Origin of the sequence: Candidatus Methanocrinis alkalitolerans (assembly GCF_029167205.1) — an archaeon.
Lineage (GTDB): Archaea > Halobacteriota > Methanosarcinia > Methanotrichales > Methanotrichaceae > Methanocrinis > Methanocrinis alkalitolerans.
In genome coordinates, this window is sequence record NZ_JARFPL010000009.1 from 60,585 (window position 1) to 75,873 (window position 15,289).

General features: G+C 58.5%; 17 protein-coding genes and 2 pseudogenes. 3 read left to right on the forward strand and 16 right to left on the reverse strand.

Annotated elements, in window-relative coordinates; all coding sequences use genetic code 11:
* Positions 1 to 4: 4 nt before the first annotated feature.
* The 7 genes from P0O24_RS04185 to P0O24_RS04215 all read right to left on the reverse strand — a co-directional run bounded on the left by P0O24_RS04185 (position 5) and on the right by P0O24_RS04215 (position 5,957).
* Positions 5 to 568, reverse strand: a complete 564-nt coding sequence (locus tag P0O24_RS04185; RefSeq protein WP_394356682.1) for a class I SAM-dependent methyltransferase — start codon at positions 566 to 568, stop codon at positions 5 to 7.
* Between the two features lie 138 nt (positions 569 to 706).
* Positions 707 to 1,276: a hypothetical protein gene (locus P0O24_RS04190; RefSeq protein ID WP_316968482.1), complete on the reverse strand. Its 570-nt coding sequence runs from the start codon at positions 1,274 to 1,276 to the stop codon at positions 707 to 709.
* 221 nt (positions 1,277 to 1,497) lie between these two features.
* Positions 1,498 to 2,445 (reverse strand): NADP(+)-dependent, decarboxylating phosphogluconate dehydrogenase, encoded by a 948-nt coding sequence (locus P0O24_RS04195; RefSeq protein ID WP_316968483.1) that lies wholly within the window; start codon positions 2,443 to 2,445, stop codon positions 1,498 to 1,500.
* Between the two features lie 76 nt (positions 2,446 to 2,521).
* A complete protein-coding gene (locus P0O24_RS04200) occupies positions 2,522 to 3,052 on the reverse strand; it encodes a ferritin (protein ID WP_316968484.1) in 531 nt (176 codons plus the stop codon).
* Between the two features lie 15 nt (positions 3,053 to 3,067).
* Entirely contained in the window at positions 3,068 to 3,229 is a 162-nt protein-coding gene (gene rd, locus P0O24_RS04205; RefSeq protein WP_316968485.1) for a rubredoxin, read from the reverse strand.
* 209 nt (positions 3,230 to 3,438) lie between these two features.
* Complete coding sequence (locus P0O24_RS04210; RefSeq protein WP_316968486.1) at positions 3,439 to 4,293, reverse strand: thiamine pyrophosphate-dependent enzyme; 855 nt, start codon at positions 4,291 to 4,293, stop codon at positions 3,439 to 3,441.
* The gene (locus tag P0O24_RS04215) at positions 4,290 to 5,957 is read right to left on the reverse strand and encodes a 2-oxoacid:acceptor oxidoreductase subunit alpha (RefSeq protein ID WP_316968487.1); all 1,668 of its coding nucleotides are present in this window, start codon (positions 5,955 to 5,957) and stop codon (positions 4,290 to 4,292) included. Before P0O24_RS04215 ends, P0O24_RS04210 begins: the two co-directional genes overlap by 4 nt.
* Before the next feature lie 292 nt (positions 5,958 to 6,249).
* On the opposite strand from P0O24_RS04215, the gene P0O24_RS04220 reads away from it, so the two are divergent.
* Entirely contained in the window at positions 6,250 to 6,693 is a 444-nt protein-coding gene (locus P0O24_RS04220; RefSeq protein WP_316968488.1) for an HIT family protein, read from the forward strand.
* Positions 6,694 to 6,706: 13 nt separating this feature from the next.
* Here the strand turns inward: P0O24_RS04220 and cutA are convergent, their stop codons facing one another.
* From cutA to P0O24_RS04265, 9 genes are all read right to left on the reverse strand, one after another.
* Positions 6,707 to 7,072 (reverse strand): divalent-cation tolerance protein CutA, encoded by a 366-nt coding sequence (gene cutA, locus P0O24_RS04225; RefSeq protein ID WP_316968489.1) that lies wholly within the window; start codon positions 7,070 to 7,072, stop codon positions 6,707 to 6,709.
* The gene (locus P0O24_RS04230; RefSeq protein ID WP_316968490.1) at positions 7,069 to 7,416 is read right to left on the reverse strand and encodes a hypothetical protein; all 348 of its coding nucleotides are present in this window, start codon (positions 7,414 to 7,416) and stop codon (positions 7,069 to 7,071) included. The genes cutA and P0O24_RS04230 overlap by 4 nt, the downstream gene beginning before the upstream one ends.
* A 46-nt stretch (positions 7,417 to 7,462) precedes the next feature.
* Positions 7,463 to 7,900, reverse strand: coding sequence for a Tfx family DNA-binding protein (locus tag P0O24_RS04235; protein ID WP_316968491.1), 438 nt, complete (start codon positions 7,898 to 7,900; stop codon positions 7,463 to 7,465).
* Between the two features lie 100 nt (positions 7,901 to 8,000).
* Positions 8,001 to 9,239, reverse strand: coding sequence for an AI-2E family transporter (locus P0O24_RS04240; protein ID WP_316968492.1), 1,239 nt, complete (start codon positions 9,237 to 9,239; stop codon positions 8,001 to 8,003).
* A gap of 121 nt (positions 9,240 to 9,360) precedes the next feature.
* A complete protein-coding gene (locus P0O24_RS04245) occupies positions 9,361 to 10,221 on the reverse strand; it encodes a GNAT family N-acetyltransferase (RefSeq protein ID WP_316968493.1) in 861 nt (286 codons plus the stop codon).
* 81 nt (positions 10,222 to 10,302) lie between these two features.
* Positions 10,303 to 11,013, reverse strand: coding sequence for a pentapeptide repeat-containing protein (locus tag P0O24_RS04250; RefSeq protein WP_316968494.1), 711 nt, complete (start codon positions 11,011 to 11,013; stop codon positions 10,303 to 10,305).
* A 32-nt stretch (positions 11,014 to 11,045) separates the two neighbouring features.
* Positions 11,046 to 11,768: an energy-coupling factor ABC transporter ATP-binding protein gene (locus P0O24_RS04255; RefSeq protein WP_316968495.1), complete on the reverse strand. Its 723-nt coding sequence runs from the start codon at positions 11,766 to 11,768 to the stop codon at positions 11,046 to 11,048.
* Complete coding sequence (locus P0O24_RS04260) at positions 11,765 to 12,460, reverse strand: ABC transporter permease (RefSeq protein WP_394356688.1); 696 nt, start codon at positions 12,458 to 12,460, stop codon at positions 11,765 to 11,767. Before P0O24_RS04260 ends, P0O24_RS04255 begins: the two co-directional genes overlap by 4 nt.
* A gap of 61 nt (positions 12,461 to 12,521) precedes the next feature.
* On the reverse strand, positions 12,522 to 13,469 hold the full coding sequence (locus tag P0O24_RS04265) for a substrate-binding domain-containing protein (protein WP_316968497.1): 948 nt from the start codon (positions 13,467 to 13,469) through the stop codon (positions 12,522 to 12,524).
* 500 nt (positions 13,470 to 13,969) lie between these two features.
* On the opposite strand from P0O24_RS04265, the pseudogene tnpA reads away from it, so the two are divergent.
* Positions 13,970 to 14,335 (forward strand): annotated as a pseudogene (tnpA, locus tag P0O24_RS04270) (IS200/IS605 family transposase); the annotation flags it as partial.
* 1 nt (position 14,336) lies between these two features.
* A pseudogene (locus tag P0O24_RS04275) lies at positions 14,337 to 15,164 on the forward strand (RNA-guided endonuclease InsQ/TnpB family protein); the annotation flags it as partial.
* Between the last annotated feature and the right edge of the window lie 125 nt (positions 15,165 to 15,289).

Below are 15,289 nucleotides of genomic sequence, written 5' to 3' on the forward strand. Positions count from 1 at the left end.
TCGTCTATAACCTTTCTCCCCGGACGGCGACGAAAGAGCCCCGGCCGTATCCGGGGATGGGAGTCTGGAGGGACGTCATCTCCTCGGGCTGCGAAAAGAGCGTCTCGACGAAGACGAGGTCGCAAAACCCCGCTCCTTCCAGGAGGGCGGCCATCTCCTCCGGGGAGAGAAAACGGGCCTCACCATAAAAGCCGGCTTCATCTTTCCCTTTCTTTCCGTTTTTCCCCTTATTCCTCTTATCCCCCTTATTTCCCTCGTCTATCCCCTTCTCCCTTTCATACCGCCTGCCCAGGGGACTATCGCGGCGGATGAAGCCGACGACGATCGACCCGCCCGGGGCGAGGACCCGGGCTGCCTCCCGGAATGCTCTCGCCTTATCCATGAGGAGGAAATCGACGGTGACCATCAGGAGGAGGTCGAAGGGACCGTCCCGGAATGGGAGCCGTTCGGCGATGCCCCTGACGCATACAACGCCCCTTCTGCGGGCGACCTCCATCATGGGAAGCGATGGGTCGAGGCCTACGGAGATGCCCAGGCAGGAGGCGAACCTCCCCGTCCCAACCCCCACCTCCAGACCCTGCCTGAAACGAGGGGTCAGGGATCTGACGGCCGCAAGCTCCGATAGGTAGGCGGCCCGGTTCTTCTCAAACCATCGGTCGTAGCGTTCGACCTGGTGCTCGTAGGGGTCGGCTCCCTCAATGGCCCATCACCTCTCCTGCATCCTGATGCACATCCAGCTTCGGCCGTACTCGGCGTCCAGGGCCGCCTCCAGGGAAGGGTGCCACCTTTCGCCGTCGGCGAGCCTGAACTCCTCATCGCCGGCCCGCGGGGCTCCTCCTTTCTTCACCAGGACGGAGATCTCATCGACCCCGCCGCAGACTAGGTCCACCTCCGCCATCATCTCGCAGACCTTCTCCCCCCTCTCCTTTGATGCCAACGCGGGCTCATAGACGGGTGCGGATCCGACGGCCTCGTCGGGGTCGGCCCCATCATCTCCATCAGCCCGGTTATCGATATACGCATCCGATCCAGCCTCATACGCATCCGCTCCAGCCCCGGATCCCGCCTTGGGGAGAGATCCCCCGCCGGTCGGCGGATCATCTATCCGGGAGATGGCGGGGTTGTTCCCCTTGATCCTTTTGAGATCCCCCTCCTCCGTCTCAAACTCGATCATTATCGCCGTCGCCTTGGTGACCGTACCCCGAAGATCACACCCCTCCGGCGATGACCACCTGAGGCAGTCCCCCACCTTCCAGCCGAACTTGTTCTTCGTCATCTCGCCTCACCCTACTCCCTTATCGATCCATTTCTGCCGCTTCCTCCAGAGGGTCTGTTCAGGGAGCCAAAAAAGGTTTCGGATAGCAGTGGTCTAACCGACCCGGAGACGAAGAGGTGAAAGAAGGTATAATCCAAATATGATTAAAATATAACCTTAAATGTCTCGAAAAAAAGATGGCGGACGACCCCGGTCCGCCTCCTGAAAACCTGCGCCCCGACTCAGATCTTCTCCGTCCTGCTCGCCCTCCTCTCCTTTGCGACCTGATCGTCTTTTCCGAGGGGATAGCCGCCGCGACTGTTTCTCATCAGGGCGACCGACCGGCAGGCATCGCAGCTCTTATCCCTCGACCTGAAGAGCTCCATCGCAGCCTGAGCGATGACGGGGATCGGGATCTCCTTCTCGAGGGCGTCGTGGACGAGCCAGTTCACCTCACCCGTATCCTCGACGTGGGTCGGGACGTCACTGAACCTCTGCTCTGCGAGGCTCTTTGCCATCAGCTCCACGAGCCACCCCCGGACGGTGGCGCCGCTGGCCCAGCTCTTGAATACCTTCTCCAGGTCGAGGTCGAAGTCGCTTCCCCGGAGGAGGGCGACCCCCTCGCCGATCGCCTGGAGCATCCCCGCCTCGACGCCGTCTTGGACGAGCTTGACGAAGTGGCCGGACCCGGGGTCGCCGGAATAGAGGCAGCCTCCTTCGGCGGCGAGGGCGGCGAGGATCGGCTCTGCGACTTTGAACCCCTCCTTGCGGCCGCCGACCATGAAGCAGGCCCCCTTCCGGGCGCCCTCGACACCGCCGCTCGTCCCGCAGTCGAGGAAGAATATGCCCAGGTCGGAGAGGTCCTCCTCCCTTCGCACGGAGTCGAGGTAGAAGGAGTTTCCACCGTCGATCACCACGTCGCCAGCGTCCAGGAGGGGGACGAGCCCTTCGAGGACCTTGTCCACCGTCGGCCCCGCGGGGACGGATATGTACATCACCCGGGGGTGGTCGAGGAAGTCGACGAAAGGCCCGTACCCGTCCACCACCTTCACCCCCTTCCTCTCAAGATGAGGCTTGGCGGACCTCGACTTCCCCACCACGGAGATGCCCTTCTCCTTCGCCAGCAGCGCGAGGTTTCCGCCCATCTTTCCCAGTCCCAGGATGCCGAGCTTCATATCTTTAGGTTCCATAAATCAAATCACCACCGATTCTATGGTTCGCAAAGTCGCTATGACGACTCCGGGCTTTCCATCTCCCATCCTGCCTTCAACCGGCGGATACGACGGCCGCGAGCTTAGGAGGCCTCCCTCCCAGGTCCCGGTCGAGCATGAAGAGGACGCCGACCCCCCTATCGCCGCTGACCATCTTCAGCTTCTCTACGATCTCGCTGGCGTTCGCCTCCTCTTCCACCTGCTCGGAGACGAACCACTGGAGCATGTTTAGGGTGGCGTGATCCCCCTCCTCGGCGGCGAGGTCCACAAGGCCGTTGATCAGCCCCGTCACCTTCTTCTCGTGGTCGTAGACCGCCTCTGCCACCTCCAGGGGCGATCCCCACTCGAACTGGGGCCTATCTATCTCCAGAAGCTCGGCTCTGCCCCCCCTCTCGATCACGAAGTCGAATATCTTCATCCCGTGCATCAGCTCCTCCTGGGCCTGGACCCTCATCCAGTGGGCGAAGCCGGGCAGCTTCGTCGCCGAGAAGTAGGCTGACATCGCCAGGTAGAGGTAGGAGGAGAATAGCTCCCACTTCACCTGCTCGTTGAGAGCCTCCGCCATCCTTTCGCCTATCGGCGCCATGATCTCATCTCCCCTTCAGGCAGCCTCGAAGGCGTCGGTCGGAGCCCCGCACTCCGGGCATGTCCAGTCTCCGGGGAGGTCTTCAAAAGCAGTACCTGGCTCGATCCCGGAGTCGGGGTCGCCCTTATCCGGATCGTAGACGTAACCGCATACGGTGCAAACATACTTCTTCGCCATCCATCTCACCTCCAAAATAACGATCTCAGCCTCCATCCCCAATCAGTTCGATGGGGGGAAGCTGAAGGGTGGTCAAAGTTCGATGCAGCTCAAAACATATCCGATAGCACGACACCGTAATTTCTATCCATAAGTATATAATCCTTTGGATCGGAGGGCATGAGCTGTTCAGCCCGGAGAATCGAGCTCACCGAAGAGCGCCTCAAGCCTCAGATATATCCTTCCAGAGTCTTTCTTATAGACGCTTCCAAGTCGGTCTTCCTGGAGTTGAACTTCTTGAAGTTATCTCCAAATGTGGCGGCATCCTTTTTGAAGAAGACGCCCAAGGGTATCGGACCGTCAGAGTTGTAGTCCCACTCCTTCATCTCCTCCTGGGCCCTGGCCCGGTCTAGAGGATCGTGATCCTCCAGGGGATAGACCCGCTGGTTGTAGTAATCGTACATATTGAAGAATGTGACGCAGACCTGAAGGACGTCTACGAAGGAGAAGCCCCGGTGGAGGATCGCACTCCTGAAGATATCCTTGAGGAGATCGATCCCGTGGGAGTAGCCCCGGCCGACGAAAGTTCCGCCGCTGGCAAAGACGATCTCCAGGGGGTTTATGGGAGGGACTTCGAGGCCAGAAGGGGTTGACCTCCCCTTAAACCCCGAGGGGGATGTGGGGGTGTACTGTCCAGTGGTGAGGCCGTATACCCGGTTGTCGTGGATTATCGTCGTTATATCGACGTTCCTTTTGGCGGCGAAGATCAGGTGGTCGAGCCCCTCGGCATAGGCGTCGCCGTCTCCGGCAAAGCAGATGACGGTGAGGTCGGGGTTTGCAAGCTTGATCCCTGTGGCGACGGGGATCGTCCTGCCGTGGACCGCATAGAAGCTGTTGGCGTTGACGTAGTCGGCGATCTTGGCGTGGCAGCCTATACCAGAAACCATGACGACGTTCTCGACTGGGATGAGCCCCTCCTCGTCAAGATCCGCCAAGACCGGCTTTATGGCGTTCAATATGGCAAAGTTTCCGCACCCAGGACACCAGGTGTTCTCCGCTCCCGTGGCCAGATCTTGGGGTTTCATATCGCCACCTCCTTAAGCCTCGATTCCAGGTCGTCGACGGAGAAAGGCCTCCCATCGTACTTCAGGATCGAATCGTCCGCCTCAAACCCGTGATATCGGATGAGCCGGGCGAGCTGCCCCGTGGAGTTCGTCTCGACGGATACCGTCCTATCGACACCCCGGAGTGCCTCCCGGAAACGGTTGGCGGGGAAGGGGTTCAGGACCACCGGCTGGACTACCCGGAGGCCGAGCTCCTCGCCGAGCTCTGCAGATACGCCCTTGTTGGAGCCCCAGCAGAGGAGGGCGGTCGAAGAGCCCCCATCACCGTATGTCCTGACTGAAGCCAACCTCTCCACCTCCCTTCTCAGCCCCTCCTCCTTTCTGAGGAGCTTGTCCTGGACCGTTTCGATCTCGCGAGGGTCTTCAGTCGTGATCCCGGAGGCGAGGTGGGAGTAGCTGTTGGCCTTCACCACCGCCCCAGGCCTGGGCGGAAAGGCGAGGGGCGAGATCCCGTCATCTCCCGGAGCGTACCTCTCATACTCGCCCCCGCCATCCCAGATGACGGGTTTTATATCAGGAACGTCCCTCGCCTCTTCGATGTTGAAGCTGTAGGCGGTCTCACTGAGGGTCTTGTCCGAGAGGAGGATCCCGGGGATCTGGTACTTCCAGGCGAGGCCCACTATCGTAGCCGACCAGCAGAAGGCCTGCTCCGCGTCTCCGGGGGCTACGACGAGGTGGGGAAACTCCCCCTGCCCTGCGTTCATGGCGAAGTGGAGGTCGGACTGGGCGGTGTATGTGGGAACCCCGGTGCTGGGGCCGGGCCTCTGAGAGAGGACGACGACGAGGGGCATCTCCGCCATCCCCGCAAGACTCATCCCCTCAGCCATGAGGCAAAAACCCCCTCCTGAGGTGCCGAGAGCCACCTTCTTTCCTGCGTAAGCGAAGCCCTGGGCCATCAGGATGACGGCGATCTCGTTTTCGGGATGGACCACCTTGATCGAGAACTCGTCAGCGACCTTCGCCAGGAAGTGGAGGATTCCGGAGGATGGGGTCATGGGGTAGGCGACGTAGGCGTCGAGGCCGCCTCTGAGGAGGCCCAGGGCTAATAGCTCGTTTCCGGTGACGACGGGGCAGCAGGGGTACGACCTCCTCTCGACCTTCATCCCTTCGCGCCCCTCGATGCCCTGGCGCCCCCGGCGGGCGACCTCCAGGTTCTCGTCGACCGACTTTGGGACCTCCTTTCGGAGGACTTCTTCGACGACCTCCTCCTCGATCCCCGCGGCCCCGGCGAAGGCGCCGATGAGGCCGACGTTCCTGGCGATCTTTGGAGCTTTCGCCTCCTCGGCGAAGGTCTTGAAGGGTAGGCCGATCCCCTCCATCGACGGCGACTTCACCTCGTCGGAGTCATAGATGACGATGGAATTTTCTTTCAGCCTCCACTTGTGGAGATCGATGGCGTCCTGGTTTAGGGCGAGGAGATAGTCTACCTCATCTCTATGGGCCCCTACCTTCTTTTCGGCGGCCCTGATTATGGCGAAGTTGTGGCCGCCCCTGATGAGGGAGGGGTAGTCGAGATACTGGTAGAGGCAGTATCCGAGCTTGTTGAATAGTCTGGCTATGATCATCCCCGCCTCGGTTATTCCGTCGCCTGCTTTCCCTCCTATCAGAACTGAAGATTCATCCATCTATCGCCCCTCCTACCGTCTTGATTTGAGATATCTCGTAATAAGAAATATTTCGTATTATTTCTCGATCTGTACTCAAACGGCGCAATGCCTGTTCGTATCTTAAACAGCCGGCATATAATTTCATTTCAAGAGTATATAACAACTTCGGGCCCTGTCAAAGGCCCTTTATTCTCGGTCTCAAATCAAGAGAGGGTTTTGAAGGCCTCAGGAGCCAATGGGGAGGGTTATATTCAAAAAAACTCAAAGCCGATCAGGTCCAAAGCCGATCAAATCAGCAGGAGGAGTTTATTTGGAGACGAATGAAGTGAAGGGCTGTGTATTCTGCGATATCGTGGCCGGCAGAGCGAAGGCGCACAGGATTTATGAGGACGACCTATCCCTGGCCATCCTGGACATAAACCCCTTCTCGGAAGGGCACACCCTCGTCATCCCCAAAAGGCACGTCCCCTGGTGGCACGACCTCTCCGAGGAGGAGGTGGAGAGCCTCTTTTTGGTGGCAAGAGAGGTATCCTCCAAGATCATGAGGGCCTACAGCCCCGACTTTGTGGCGATATACGCCCGGGGTCGGAGGATCCCCCATACCCACATCTTCGTCGTTCCGACCTATCGCGGCGACGTCCTGGACAGGTTCTTCAACGCCCTGGAGGGGTTCCAGGAGGGGACGGCGGAGCTGGCGAAGCTGAAGGAAGACGCCGAGCTGGCGGAAGCGGCGGACCGGCTAAAGGAAGCGTGAGGGCGGGAATCGGCTACTTTCCATCTGCTTCTGGCCCATGGGGGGTTGAGGGTCCTCTCAACGACTCCGATATCCAGGCCAGGTAGAGATCGTCTCCCGTTATTATCGGGATGGCTATGATCTCGGGGAGGTGGTAGGGGTGCACCTCCCGTAGCCTGGCGGAGAGATCTTCGAACCTTAGAGCCTCCGTCTTCATGATGAGGAGGTCTTCTGCCTCCTCGTTCACCCTCCCCTCCCAGATGAAGGTGGACCTAACCTGGGAGATATTTACGCAGGCTGCTAGCCTCTCCTCCACTACCAGCCTTGCCAGCCCCCCCGAATGGTCCGGAGGCGCCGTGCATAAGACAACCACATAATCAGAGACTGGATCGCAGCTCAATGATGGCACCCCCCCGCCTCCTCATAGTGCTCCCTGACCTTTGCGCCTACATCCTCTGAGACCCTCTCCCGGAAGAGCCGGAATAGGATCTCGGCGTGCTCCGGCTGGATGCACCCGAGGCTCTCCGATCCGTCGAGGATCACCTCCGATAAGTACCGGAGGTCGAAGATGTCGAGCCTCTTCAGCCTATCCTCAAAGTCCTCGTCGTCGAGGGAGAAGTGGTTTGAGACGGGGGGGAGGATAGACTGAAAGTACAGGCCGGAGCCGGAGCAGGTCGTATCTGCGCACTCGGGGGCGAGCTTCTTCATTATCTCGATGTCTCTATCTGATAGGGTTCTGGCCATATATGATCAAACTCCTGGATGATGATCCATTTGATGGCGGCTCAATTCATTCCGGCACAGCCTCCCGGACGAGGAGGAGGCCGTCCTCGGTGACGGCGACGACGAGGTCGCAGACTATCACCCTCTTATTGAGCGCCTCCGGGACCTTGCTCTTTATCTGGACGACTACGTCTACTGAGCCGATCCCAAGCTTTATCCCTGATCTGTCCGCCTCGGAGAAGACGAGGTCTGGAACCTCGAAGAGGTCGGTTCCCGCAGGGACTTCGATGGAGACGGGGGCCTGGATCATCGTCCAGTCTCTCAGGGTCGCCCTCGCGCGGGATACGTTATGAAGCGCCCTCTTCTCGAGGATGCTGACGTTGGACCGGGTCGTCCCCAGGATCTCCGCCACCTCCTGCTGAGACAGCCCCTTCTTCCGGAGCCTCAAGACCGCGGCCTGCCTATCGGTGAGAAGGCTATCCGATCCGCCTGATTCATCGTCCATTCCAGGGCCCTCTCCGGCTCTCATGGTCAACCATAGTCACAGTATATGATAGTTGAAAGCTATTAGCCGATAAAGGTGCCGAAACCAGAGCTGTGAAATCTCATAGCCGACCCCTCGATATCCATGAGAAGAACCCTCTCGCCATCCCGCCGAGGCGGCGGAGCCCCTGGACGGAGGAGTGGGAGGCGGCGGCAGGGTGGCTGCTCCCTTTGGGTTCGGCTACAACCCCCGCCTCCTCTTCCATCATAGAAAGGCGGGTCCTGTAGGCGGCTAGGACGAAACCGTAGAGGGCGGGGCCGACGATCACCCCCATGACACCGATGACGAATATCGGCGCTGCGAAGGCGAGGAGGGTGACGGCGGGATGAATAGCCGCCCCTGCCCTGGCGAGAGCCGGACGCATGATGTTCTCGGGAAATATGTTCAAAAAGACGGTCCCCAGGATCAGAAGGGCCGCCACCTTGAGGTATTCCCCCACCACGAGATAGTATAAGGCCATGGGGATGTAGACGGCGCTGGTTCCGATGAGGGGGATGAGGGCGAAGACGGCGGTGACCATCCCCCAGAGGAAGGGGTAGGGTACGCCGACGAGGAGGTAGACGAAGGCGGCGATGAGACCCGTCAGGAGGCTGTTTATCAGGTAGACGTTGAAGAGGCTGTTGTAGATGGAGTTCAATTCAGCGAGAAACCGGCGGACCAGCGCCTTCTCGGGGAGGAGCCGGAGGAATTCCTCCACCGACCTCGCCCCGTCAACGAGGAGGTAGTAGGTTAGGAGGATGGCTACGCCGAACTGGGCCATCAGGATCGGCAGGTTCCCCGCGATCCAGTCCGCAAGGCCGGTGAGGACCCTTGAGACCCTCGGCAGCACCTCCGGTACGAGCCAGGCGGCGGGGGCTGCGAGGATCGGAGCTAATTGATCTTCGGCGAGGGCGACGAGATCTCCGAGGTGGGGAGCCATAAACTGCGGGGCCCGATCCTCCGCAAGGGCGGAGGCCCATTCAAAGAAGTTTCCGGCGGTCTTTTCAGTTAGCATGCTGGCGGTCTCGTCCCATGAATCCTGGGAGGCGTATAGATAGGAGATCTCAGTCGCCAGGGCGTTGATGACGCTCAAGACGAAGACGAGGAATATTAGAAATACGATGGATATGGAGAGGAGGGCGGAGATCCGCTTTCTCTTGGTCAGATTCAAGAGGCGCGAGTAGAAGGGGTAGAGGACGTAGGCGAGAAAGAAGCTCAAGAGTATGGTCGTTATGAAGTTCTGGGTTATGTATACGACCCCTGCCAACGCCACAGCCAGGATCGCGGCAGCCATCCATAGAAACCGGCTCTTTGGGTCCATGCTCTGCATTAATTGTTGGACTGTCAATATATAGACCTTTCCATCTCTTCGGCAACAGGCGGCTGCATAGCGAAGTCATCCGAGATGCCCCGGGTCTTTGGCCAGTAGCCCCGGCGGATCCTCACCCCAGCTCGAAGGTCGTAAGGCCGAAGATCTTACCGAGGGGCAGCCCCGGATCGCCCCGAGTGTACATCCGGGCGGTCTCGAATATCTCGGCCATGCCGTGGCGGGCGGCGAGGCTCAGAGCCGACGAGTTCGGCTCCGGGACGTCGAGATATACGGGGGCACCCCGCTCCGCCCGACCAGCCAGGGCAGAAAAGAGGGATTCTGCGACCCGTCCGTCCTCTGCGAAGAGGGGTCCTATCTTGAAGCCGGTCTGGCACCGCCGCAGGAGACCGTAACCCTCGATCCTTCCATCGCCGATAAAGGCGAAGCCTGCGGAGTTCTCCTGGGCTATCCAGCTTTTGAGGAATTGGCCTCTCTCGGCCGGGAAGTGGCGCGTATCGTAGTTCAAGAGATCCTGGAAGGGGACTTCGGCTATCTCCACTATACCAGGATATGATCTCCCATCGCCGGTCCCCGTCCCCTGAAACCGGATGGACCGGTGGAGAAGTCGAAATCCGGACTTCTTATAGTTCTCCTGCTCTCCGACGACGCCGTCGAGCCCCACGTTCCTCTCCCCAAGATGGTTCATCGCCTGCCGCCAGAGGCTCATCCCAAACCCTCGCCCCCGGCGCTCTTCCCTTACGATGTAGAGGCCGAGAAAGCCGAAGGCGGAACCGTAAGATACCGCCGATATGCATCCGACGGGCTCGTCGTCGAGGAGGCCGACGAAAAGACCCGCTGGATCTGCGGAATAGAAGCATTCAGCGTCGTTTATGCCGGGGTTCCAGCCTTCGTATGCGGCCCAGTCGATGGCAAGCTCCACCTCATCCCGGCGCATCCTTCGAACTATGAAATCTTCGCCCATATCTTCGCCCATATCTTCAGGCCTGATCATTTAAATAGATCTTATTTAAAACCAGGCTCTCGAATTGAACTCGCTTCTATCCGATCTCCTCCTCTAAAAGCCGACCTGCATCCTCCTGGCCCCCTCCAGGACCGCTCCTTCCAGGTTGGAGGACCCGAGGTTCGCCCGGGATAGGTCGGCTCCGGCGAGGTTCGCTCCAGAAAGGTCCGCCCCCGAGAGGTCCGCCCCTGAGAGGTCGGCGTCCGTCAGCCTCGCCTCCGATAGGTTCGCCCCTTTGAGCTTCGAGCGGACGAGCTTAGACCCCGAGAGGTCCGCTCCCGAGAGGTCGGACCCGACGAGCTTCGCCCCCCGCAGGTCAGCTCCCCTCATCACGGCGCCCCGAAGGTCGGAGGCTGTGAGGTCGGCTCCGGCGAGGTTCGCCTCCGAGAGGTCAGCACCGCTGATGGAGAGGTACCTGAGATCGGCGCCTTTCAGCTCCGCAGCCACGAGCTTCGCCCCCGAGAGGTCCGCCCCCGAGAGGTCGGCGCCCTCGAACTTCGCCTCCGAGAGGTCTGCGCCACAGAGCTTCGCGGAAGATAGGTCGGCAGATACGAGCTTTGATCTGCCGAGATCGGCGCCATAAAGGATCGATCCCCTCAAAACCGCCCCCATCAGGTTTGCTCCCTGGAGGCGGACGCCCGATAGGTCCATCCCGCCCAGGTCAGAGCCCCGGAAGTCGGGCCTGACCTGAGGATTCGAAGCTCTCCATCTATTCCAGGCCATCAGACCCTCCTGGAGCGCCATGACGTGTTCCATATTTGCCATTTAAACCGCCTCTGCCATTATATATCCTCGAGCTATCGGCGCCGCCTCCCGCAGACGAAGCGGGCCACCTCTTCGGATCCTGGGCTATCGAAGATCTCTTCTGCAGTTCCCAGGCCCACCACATCCCCCTCCATCAGGACGGCGACCCTGTCGGCGAGCTCCCTCGCCTGGCCGAGGTCGTGGGTCGCCATCACCACCGTCATGCCGCAATCCCTGACCCTCCTGATGAGGGCTTCGATCGCCTCCGCCGTCCTGGGGTCGAGGTTGGCGGTGGCCTCGTCCAGGATGAGGAGCTCAGGCTCGGTGACCAGGGCCCTCGCCAGGGCGACCCTCTGGGCCTCCCCCCCCGAGAGGCCTTGGGCGCCTCTCTTCTCCCAGCCGGATAGGCCCACCTCCCGGAGGGCGGCGCCGACCAGCTTCTCGATGGCGGATGCGCAGACCCCCCTCACCCGCAGGCCGTAAGAGACGTTCTTCTCGACTGTGGCGTTGAAGAGGGAGGGCTTCTGAAAGACCATCGCCATCCTCCTCCTCGCAAGAAACCTCGCCCTCTCCCCCGCCGATACGTCGACCCCGTCGAAGAGGACCCTCCCCCCACCGGGGGGGTCCAGGAGGTTGAGGATCCGCAGTAGGGTCGTCTTCCCCGATCCCGTGGGGCCGATGACGGCGAGCGCCTCCCCCCTCTCCGCCTTCAGGGATACCCCTCTCAGAACTTCAACGCCTCCCCGGACCGCCCGCACCCCCCTCGACTCGATCATGCCCACCACCTCCCCTGGACCCGGTTGACCAGGAGGTTTACGATGAGGGATATGGATACGAGGATGATCCCCAGGGCCATGGAGAACTCGATGTCCCCCCGAGAGGTCTCCAGCGCTATGGCCGTCGTCAGGACTCTGGTGTAGCCCCGGATGTTCCCTCCGATCATCATCGCCACCCCCACCTCGGAGAGGGCTCTTCCAAACCCCAGGAGGACCGCCGCCATCATGGCAGCCCTCGCCTCCCCCATGATGGTGAAGATCGCCTGATACTTCGATGCCCCCAGGGATACCGCCGAGTCCCGGACCTGATCTGCGATCCCGCTCAGGGCGGCGATGGTGAGCCCCGTCATGATGGGGACGATGAGGATCGTCTGGCCGATGACCATGCCGGCGGGGGTGAAGAGGAGGCCGAACCCCCCCAGGGGGCCGGACCGGGAGAGGAGGAGGAAGACGAGGAGGCCGACGGTGACCGTCGGGAGGCTGTAGAGGGTCTGGATGACGTTGATCGCCGCTCTCTTGCCCCAGAAATTGTGAAAATGGATGAGGCCGCCGATGGGAACGGCGATGGCGGCCGCGATGGTGGTGGAGGCGAGGGCGATGAGAAGAGATCGGACCGTTATCTCCACGACGGCAGGGTCGAGGTTCAGGATCAGCTCTATAGCCCTTACAAATCCCGCCCCGATCTCATCCAATCGCTTCACCCATATATTTCGCTGAACAGCCCTTTAGCCTTGCCAGAACCAGAGATAACGCTTACGCTGCTACCAGGATGCAGAGATCCTCCGGCAGGGGTGTTACACACTCATCCCCGTCGCAGCCTATCAGATCGCAGTTGCCTCTTGCGGCCTTGAAGAGGGGCCTGCCGATGGTATCCGTCCCGTACTCCGCGATGAGGTCCTGCCCCTCTTCAGAGACGAGGAGGTCTACGAACTTCGCCGCCATCTCGCAGTTTACCGCGGGATGGACTGCGGGGCTGACCGGAATCGCAGCATAGACGTTCAGGAGAACGTCACCCTCCTCTATGAGGGGGACCAGATCGAGATCACTTCGATAGGCTGCGAAGGTGGAGGTGTCACAGAGGGTGTAGGCTTCCATCTCACTCGTCATTCGCAGGGTCGGGCCCATCCCCTGGCCAGCCTCGCGGTACCAGAGGTTGGAGGTTGTGACCTCTGCGTAGTCGATGCCGGCTCTATCCCAGAGTATCTTCTCCCGGGCGTGGGTTCCGGAGTCGTCGCCTCTGGATACAAACTTGACCTGGTCGGGGTTCTCCATGCCTTGGGCCATGATCGTCCTCATCGCTTCAGAAGGTTCCATCCCCACGATCCCCGCGGGATCGTCCTGGGGACCGACGATGATGAAGTAGTTATAGGCGAAGCAGGTCCGTGAAATGCCGTATCCATCGTCGATGAACTTTCTCTCCCTGACTACGTCGTGGACGAGGATCAGGTCAGCTTCACCCCTTACTGCGCGCTCAATGGCTATACCCGTCCCGCCGGAGACGGTCCGGACGTCGACGTTGTACATATCCTCGAAGATATCCTCGATCTCGTCCAGCAATAGGGTGTCATATAGGCTGGTGGTCGTCGAGATCCGAAGCAGCTCTTTCTCGCCCACTCCCGCACCTTCCTCGGCAGACGTCGCGGTGCACAGGAGGGCGGCGATCAGGACCAGTCCTGATATTTTATGATTTATTCCCTTCATGATGATCCAGCTGTTAAATGGATTTGATTGCTATAAAAAGTTATGTTAGCACTTGTAGATCGCGGTGGATGTAGATCGCGGTCGTTATTGTATATGGCGTTCGTTATGGATCCCTGGGGGAGAAGCGATGTTGAGGCGGAGCGGAGGAGGTCAGCTCCCTTGGGATGAGCTTTAGGAGGATGCAGGGCTAATCCCCGCATTTTTAAAGGCGGGATACAGCCCGTGCCTACCGACACATTTATTGACAAATGGTAACCATATGTGTAACCTAAGATGAGCAAAAATGATCATTGGATAAGTGCTAGAGGTTGTTTGTATAATGTAACTCTACTTTCCAAGTTTTCCCTCGGCCGAGCCCAGTTTATAAACTACCCCTGCGCATCACATAATACGGAAGTTCTGCGAAGTCAAATGTGGTGCACATATCCAGATGAAAGTAGCACATATCCTGCATATAATTTAGAAAACATATGCTGAAGTCAAAACTTGTAAAGTAGAGTAATGTAAATTATCACTTCGTATGATCAACGAAATATAGACGTAAAGTATTGGTCGGGAAGATAGCAGACGATCTCTATGAACTCCATGAACTAATTGCTCGAAAGAAGGGAGTTACCCTAGTCACCCAGGAGATTTTGCCCGATCATTTACACCTATTCATAACCGCTCATCCGAAGTTTTCACCTGCCAACATTGTAAAAATATTCAAGGGAATCAGCGCGAAAAAGCTCTTCGAGATGCACCCGGAGATCAAGAACAAGCTCTGGAATGGTCATCTGTGGAATCCTTCGTACTATGTAGGAACATGTGGCGATACTACAAAAGATGTAATACAGATGTATATCGAGACTCAGAAGGTGAGATGATTTGCTGAAGGTGTTTCGGTATAGGATCTATCCCACAAAGTCACAAAGGACCAGGATGGCTGAGACGCTGGAGCTTTGCAGGTGGACCTATAACGAAACGCTGGCCCTCAGAAAGAATGCCTACGATCAAGAAGGCAAATTGGTATCCTACTACGAAACCAAAAAGCTATTGCCTCAATGGAAGGAAGAGAAACCTGAGTTGAAAGGAGTCCACTCCCAGGTTCTGCAGGAAGTGGTTAAGAGAGTTGATCTTGCTTATCAAGCTTTCTTTCGAAGGGTCAAAGCAGGCGAAGATCCCGGTTACCCGCGGTTCAAGGGCTATGGGAGATATGACAGTTTCACCTATACTCAATCGGGTTTTTCTTTGAAATCCGGCAAACTTTGGCTTTCCAAGATAGGCGACATCAAAATCAAGCTTCATAGACCTGTCGACGGAGAAATCAAGAGGCTTAACATCAGAAAAACGCCAACAGGGAAATGGTTTGTATCATTCCTGGTTGAAGTTGAACCGGACGGGCTCCTTCCAAAGATAGAGTCTGAGTCTTCTGTGGGCGTCGACGTTGGTCTGAAGAGTTTCATCACACTCTCCAACGGCGATCGGGTTGACAACCCAAGATTCTTTGTCCAAGAAGAGAAGGCTTTGGCAAAGGCTCAGAGGAAGCTTTCGAAGGCACTAAAAGGCAGTCCCGAAAGAGATAGGGCATTGAAGGCGGTCCATCGCGTTCATGAAAGAATCACCAACAAGAGAGAGGATTTTGTTCAAAAGCTGTCCCTATCGCTGGTCAAATCCTACGACTTAATAGTATTTGAAAATCTGAATATTAAATCCCACATTCCGCACCTTCAGTTCAGCCCGTAGTAATTTTCGCATTCTGGCCCCAACAGCCTCAGAATGACAATCTGCGATTCGCTAAGATGCACGATGACTTTGACAATTTTTCCTCGATCAACTAC

What these genes read in the sequence shown, in the direction of transcription:
- P0O24_RS04200 (WP_316968484.1), bottom strand. Translation starts at nt 3,052, where the DNA reads ATGGCGCCGATAGGCGAAAGGATGGCGGAGGCTCTCAACGAGCAGGTG.
- P0O24_RS04265 (WP_316968497.1), bottom strand. Translation starts at nt 13,469, where the DNA reads ATGAAGGGAATAAATCATAAAATATCAGGACTGGTCCTGATCGCCGCC.
- P0O24_RS04245 (WP_316968493.1), bottom strand. Translation starts at nt 10,221, where the DNA reads ATGGGCGAAGATATGGGCGAAGATTTCATAGTTCGAAGGATGCGCCGG.
- P0O24_RS04250 (WP_316968494.1), bottom strand. Translation starts at nt 11,013, where the DNA reads ATGGCAAATATGGAACACGTCATGGCGCTCCAGGAGGGTCTGATGGCC.
- P0O24_RS04215 (WP_316968487.1), bottom strand. Translation starts at nt 5,957, where the DNA reads ATGGATGAATCTTCAGTTCTGATAGGAGGGAAAGCAGGCGACGGAATA.
- P0O24_RS04190 (WP_316968482.1), bottom strand. Translation starts at nt 1,276, where the DNA reads ATGACGAAGAACAAGTTCGGCTGGAAGGTGGGGGACTGCCTCAGGTGG.
- P0O24_RS04210 (WP_316968486.1), bottom strand. Translation starts at nt 4,293, where the DNA reads ATGAAACCCCAAGATCTGGCCACGGGAGCGGAGAACACCTGGTGTCCT.
- rd (WP_316968485.1), bottom strand. Translation starts at nt 3,229, where the DNA reads ATGGCGAAGAAGTATGTTTGCACCGTATGCGGTTACGTCTACGATCCG.
- P0O24_RS04195 (WP_316968483.1), bottom strand. Translation starts at nt 2,445, where the DNA reads ATGGAACCTAAAGATATGAAGCTCGGCATCCTGGGACTGGGAAAGATG.
- P0O24_RS04235 (WP_316968491.1), bottom strand. Translation starts at nt 7,900, where the DNA reads ATGGACGATGAATCAGGCGGATCGGATAGCCTTCTCACCGATAGGCAG.
- P0O24_RS04230 (WP_316968490.1), bottom strand. Translation starts at nt 7,416, where the DNA reads ATGGCCAGAACCCTATCAGATAGAGACATCGAGATAATGAAGAAGCTC.
- P0O24_RS04255 (WP_316968495.1), bottom strand. Translation starts at nt 11,768, where the DNA reads ATGATCGAGTCGAGGGGGGTGCGGGCGGTCCGGGGAGGCGTTGAAGTT.
- P0O24_RS04240 (WP_316968492.1), bottom strand. Translation starts at nt 9,239, where the DNA reads ATGGACCCAAAGAGCCGGTTTCTATGGATGGCTGCCGCGATCCTGGCT.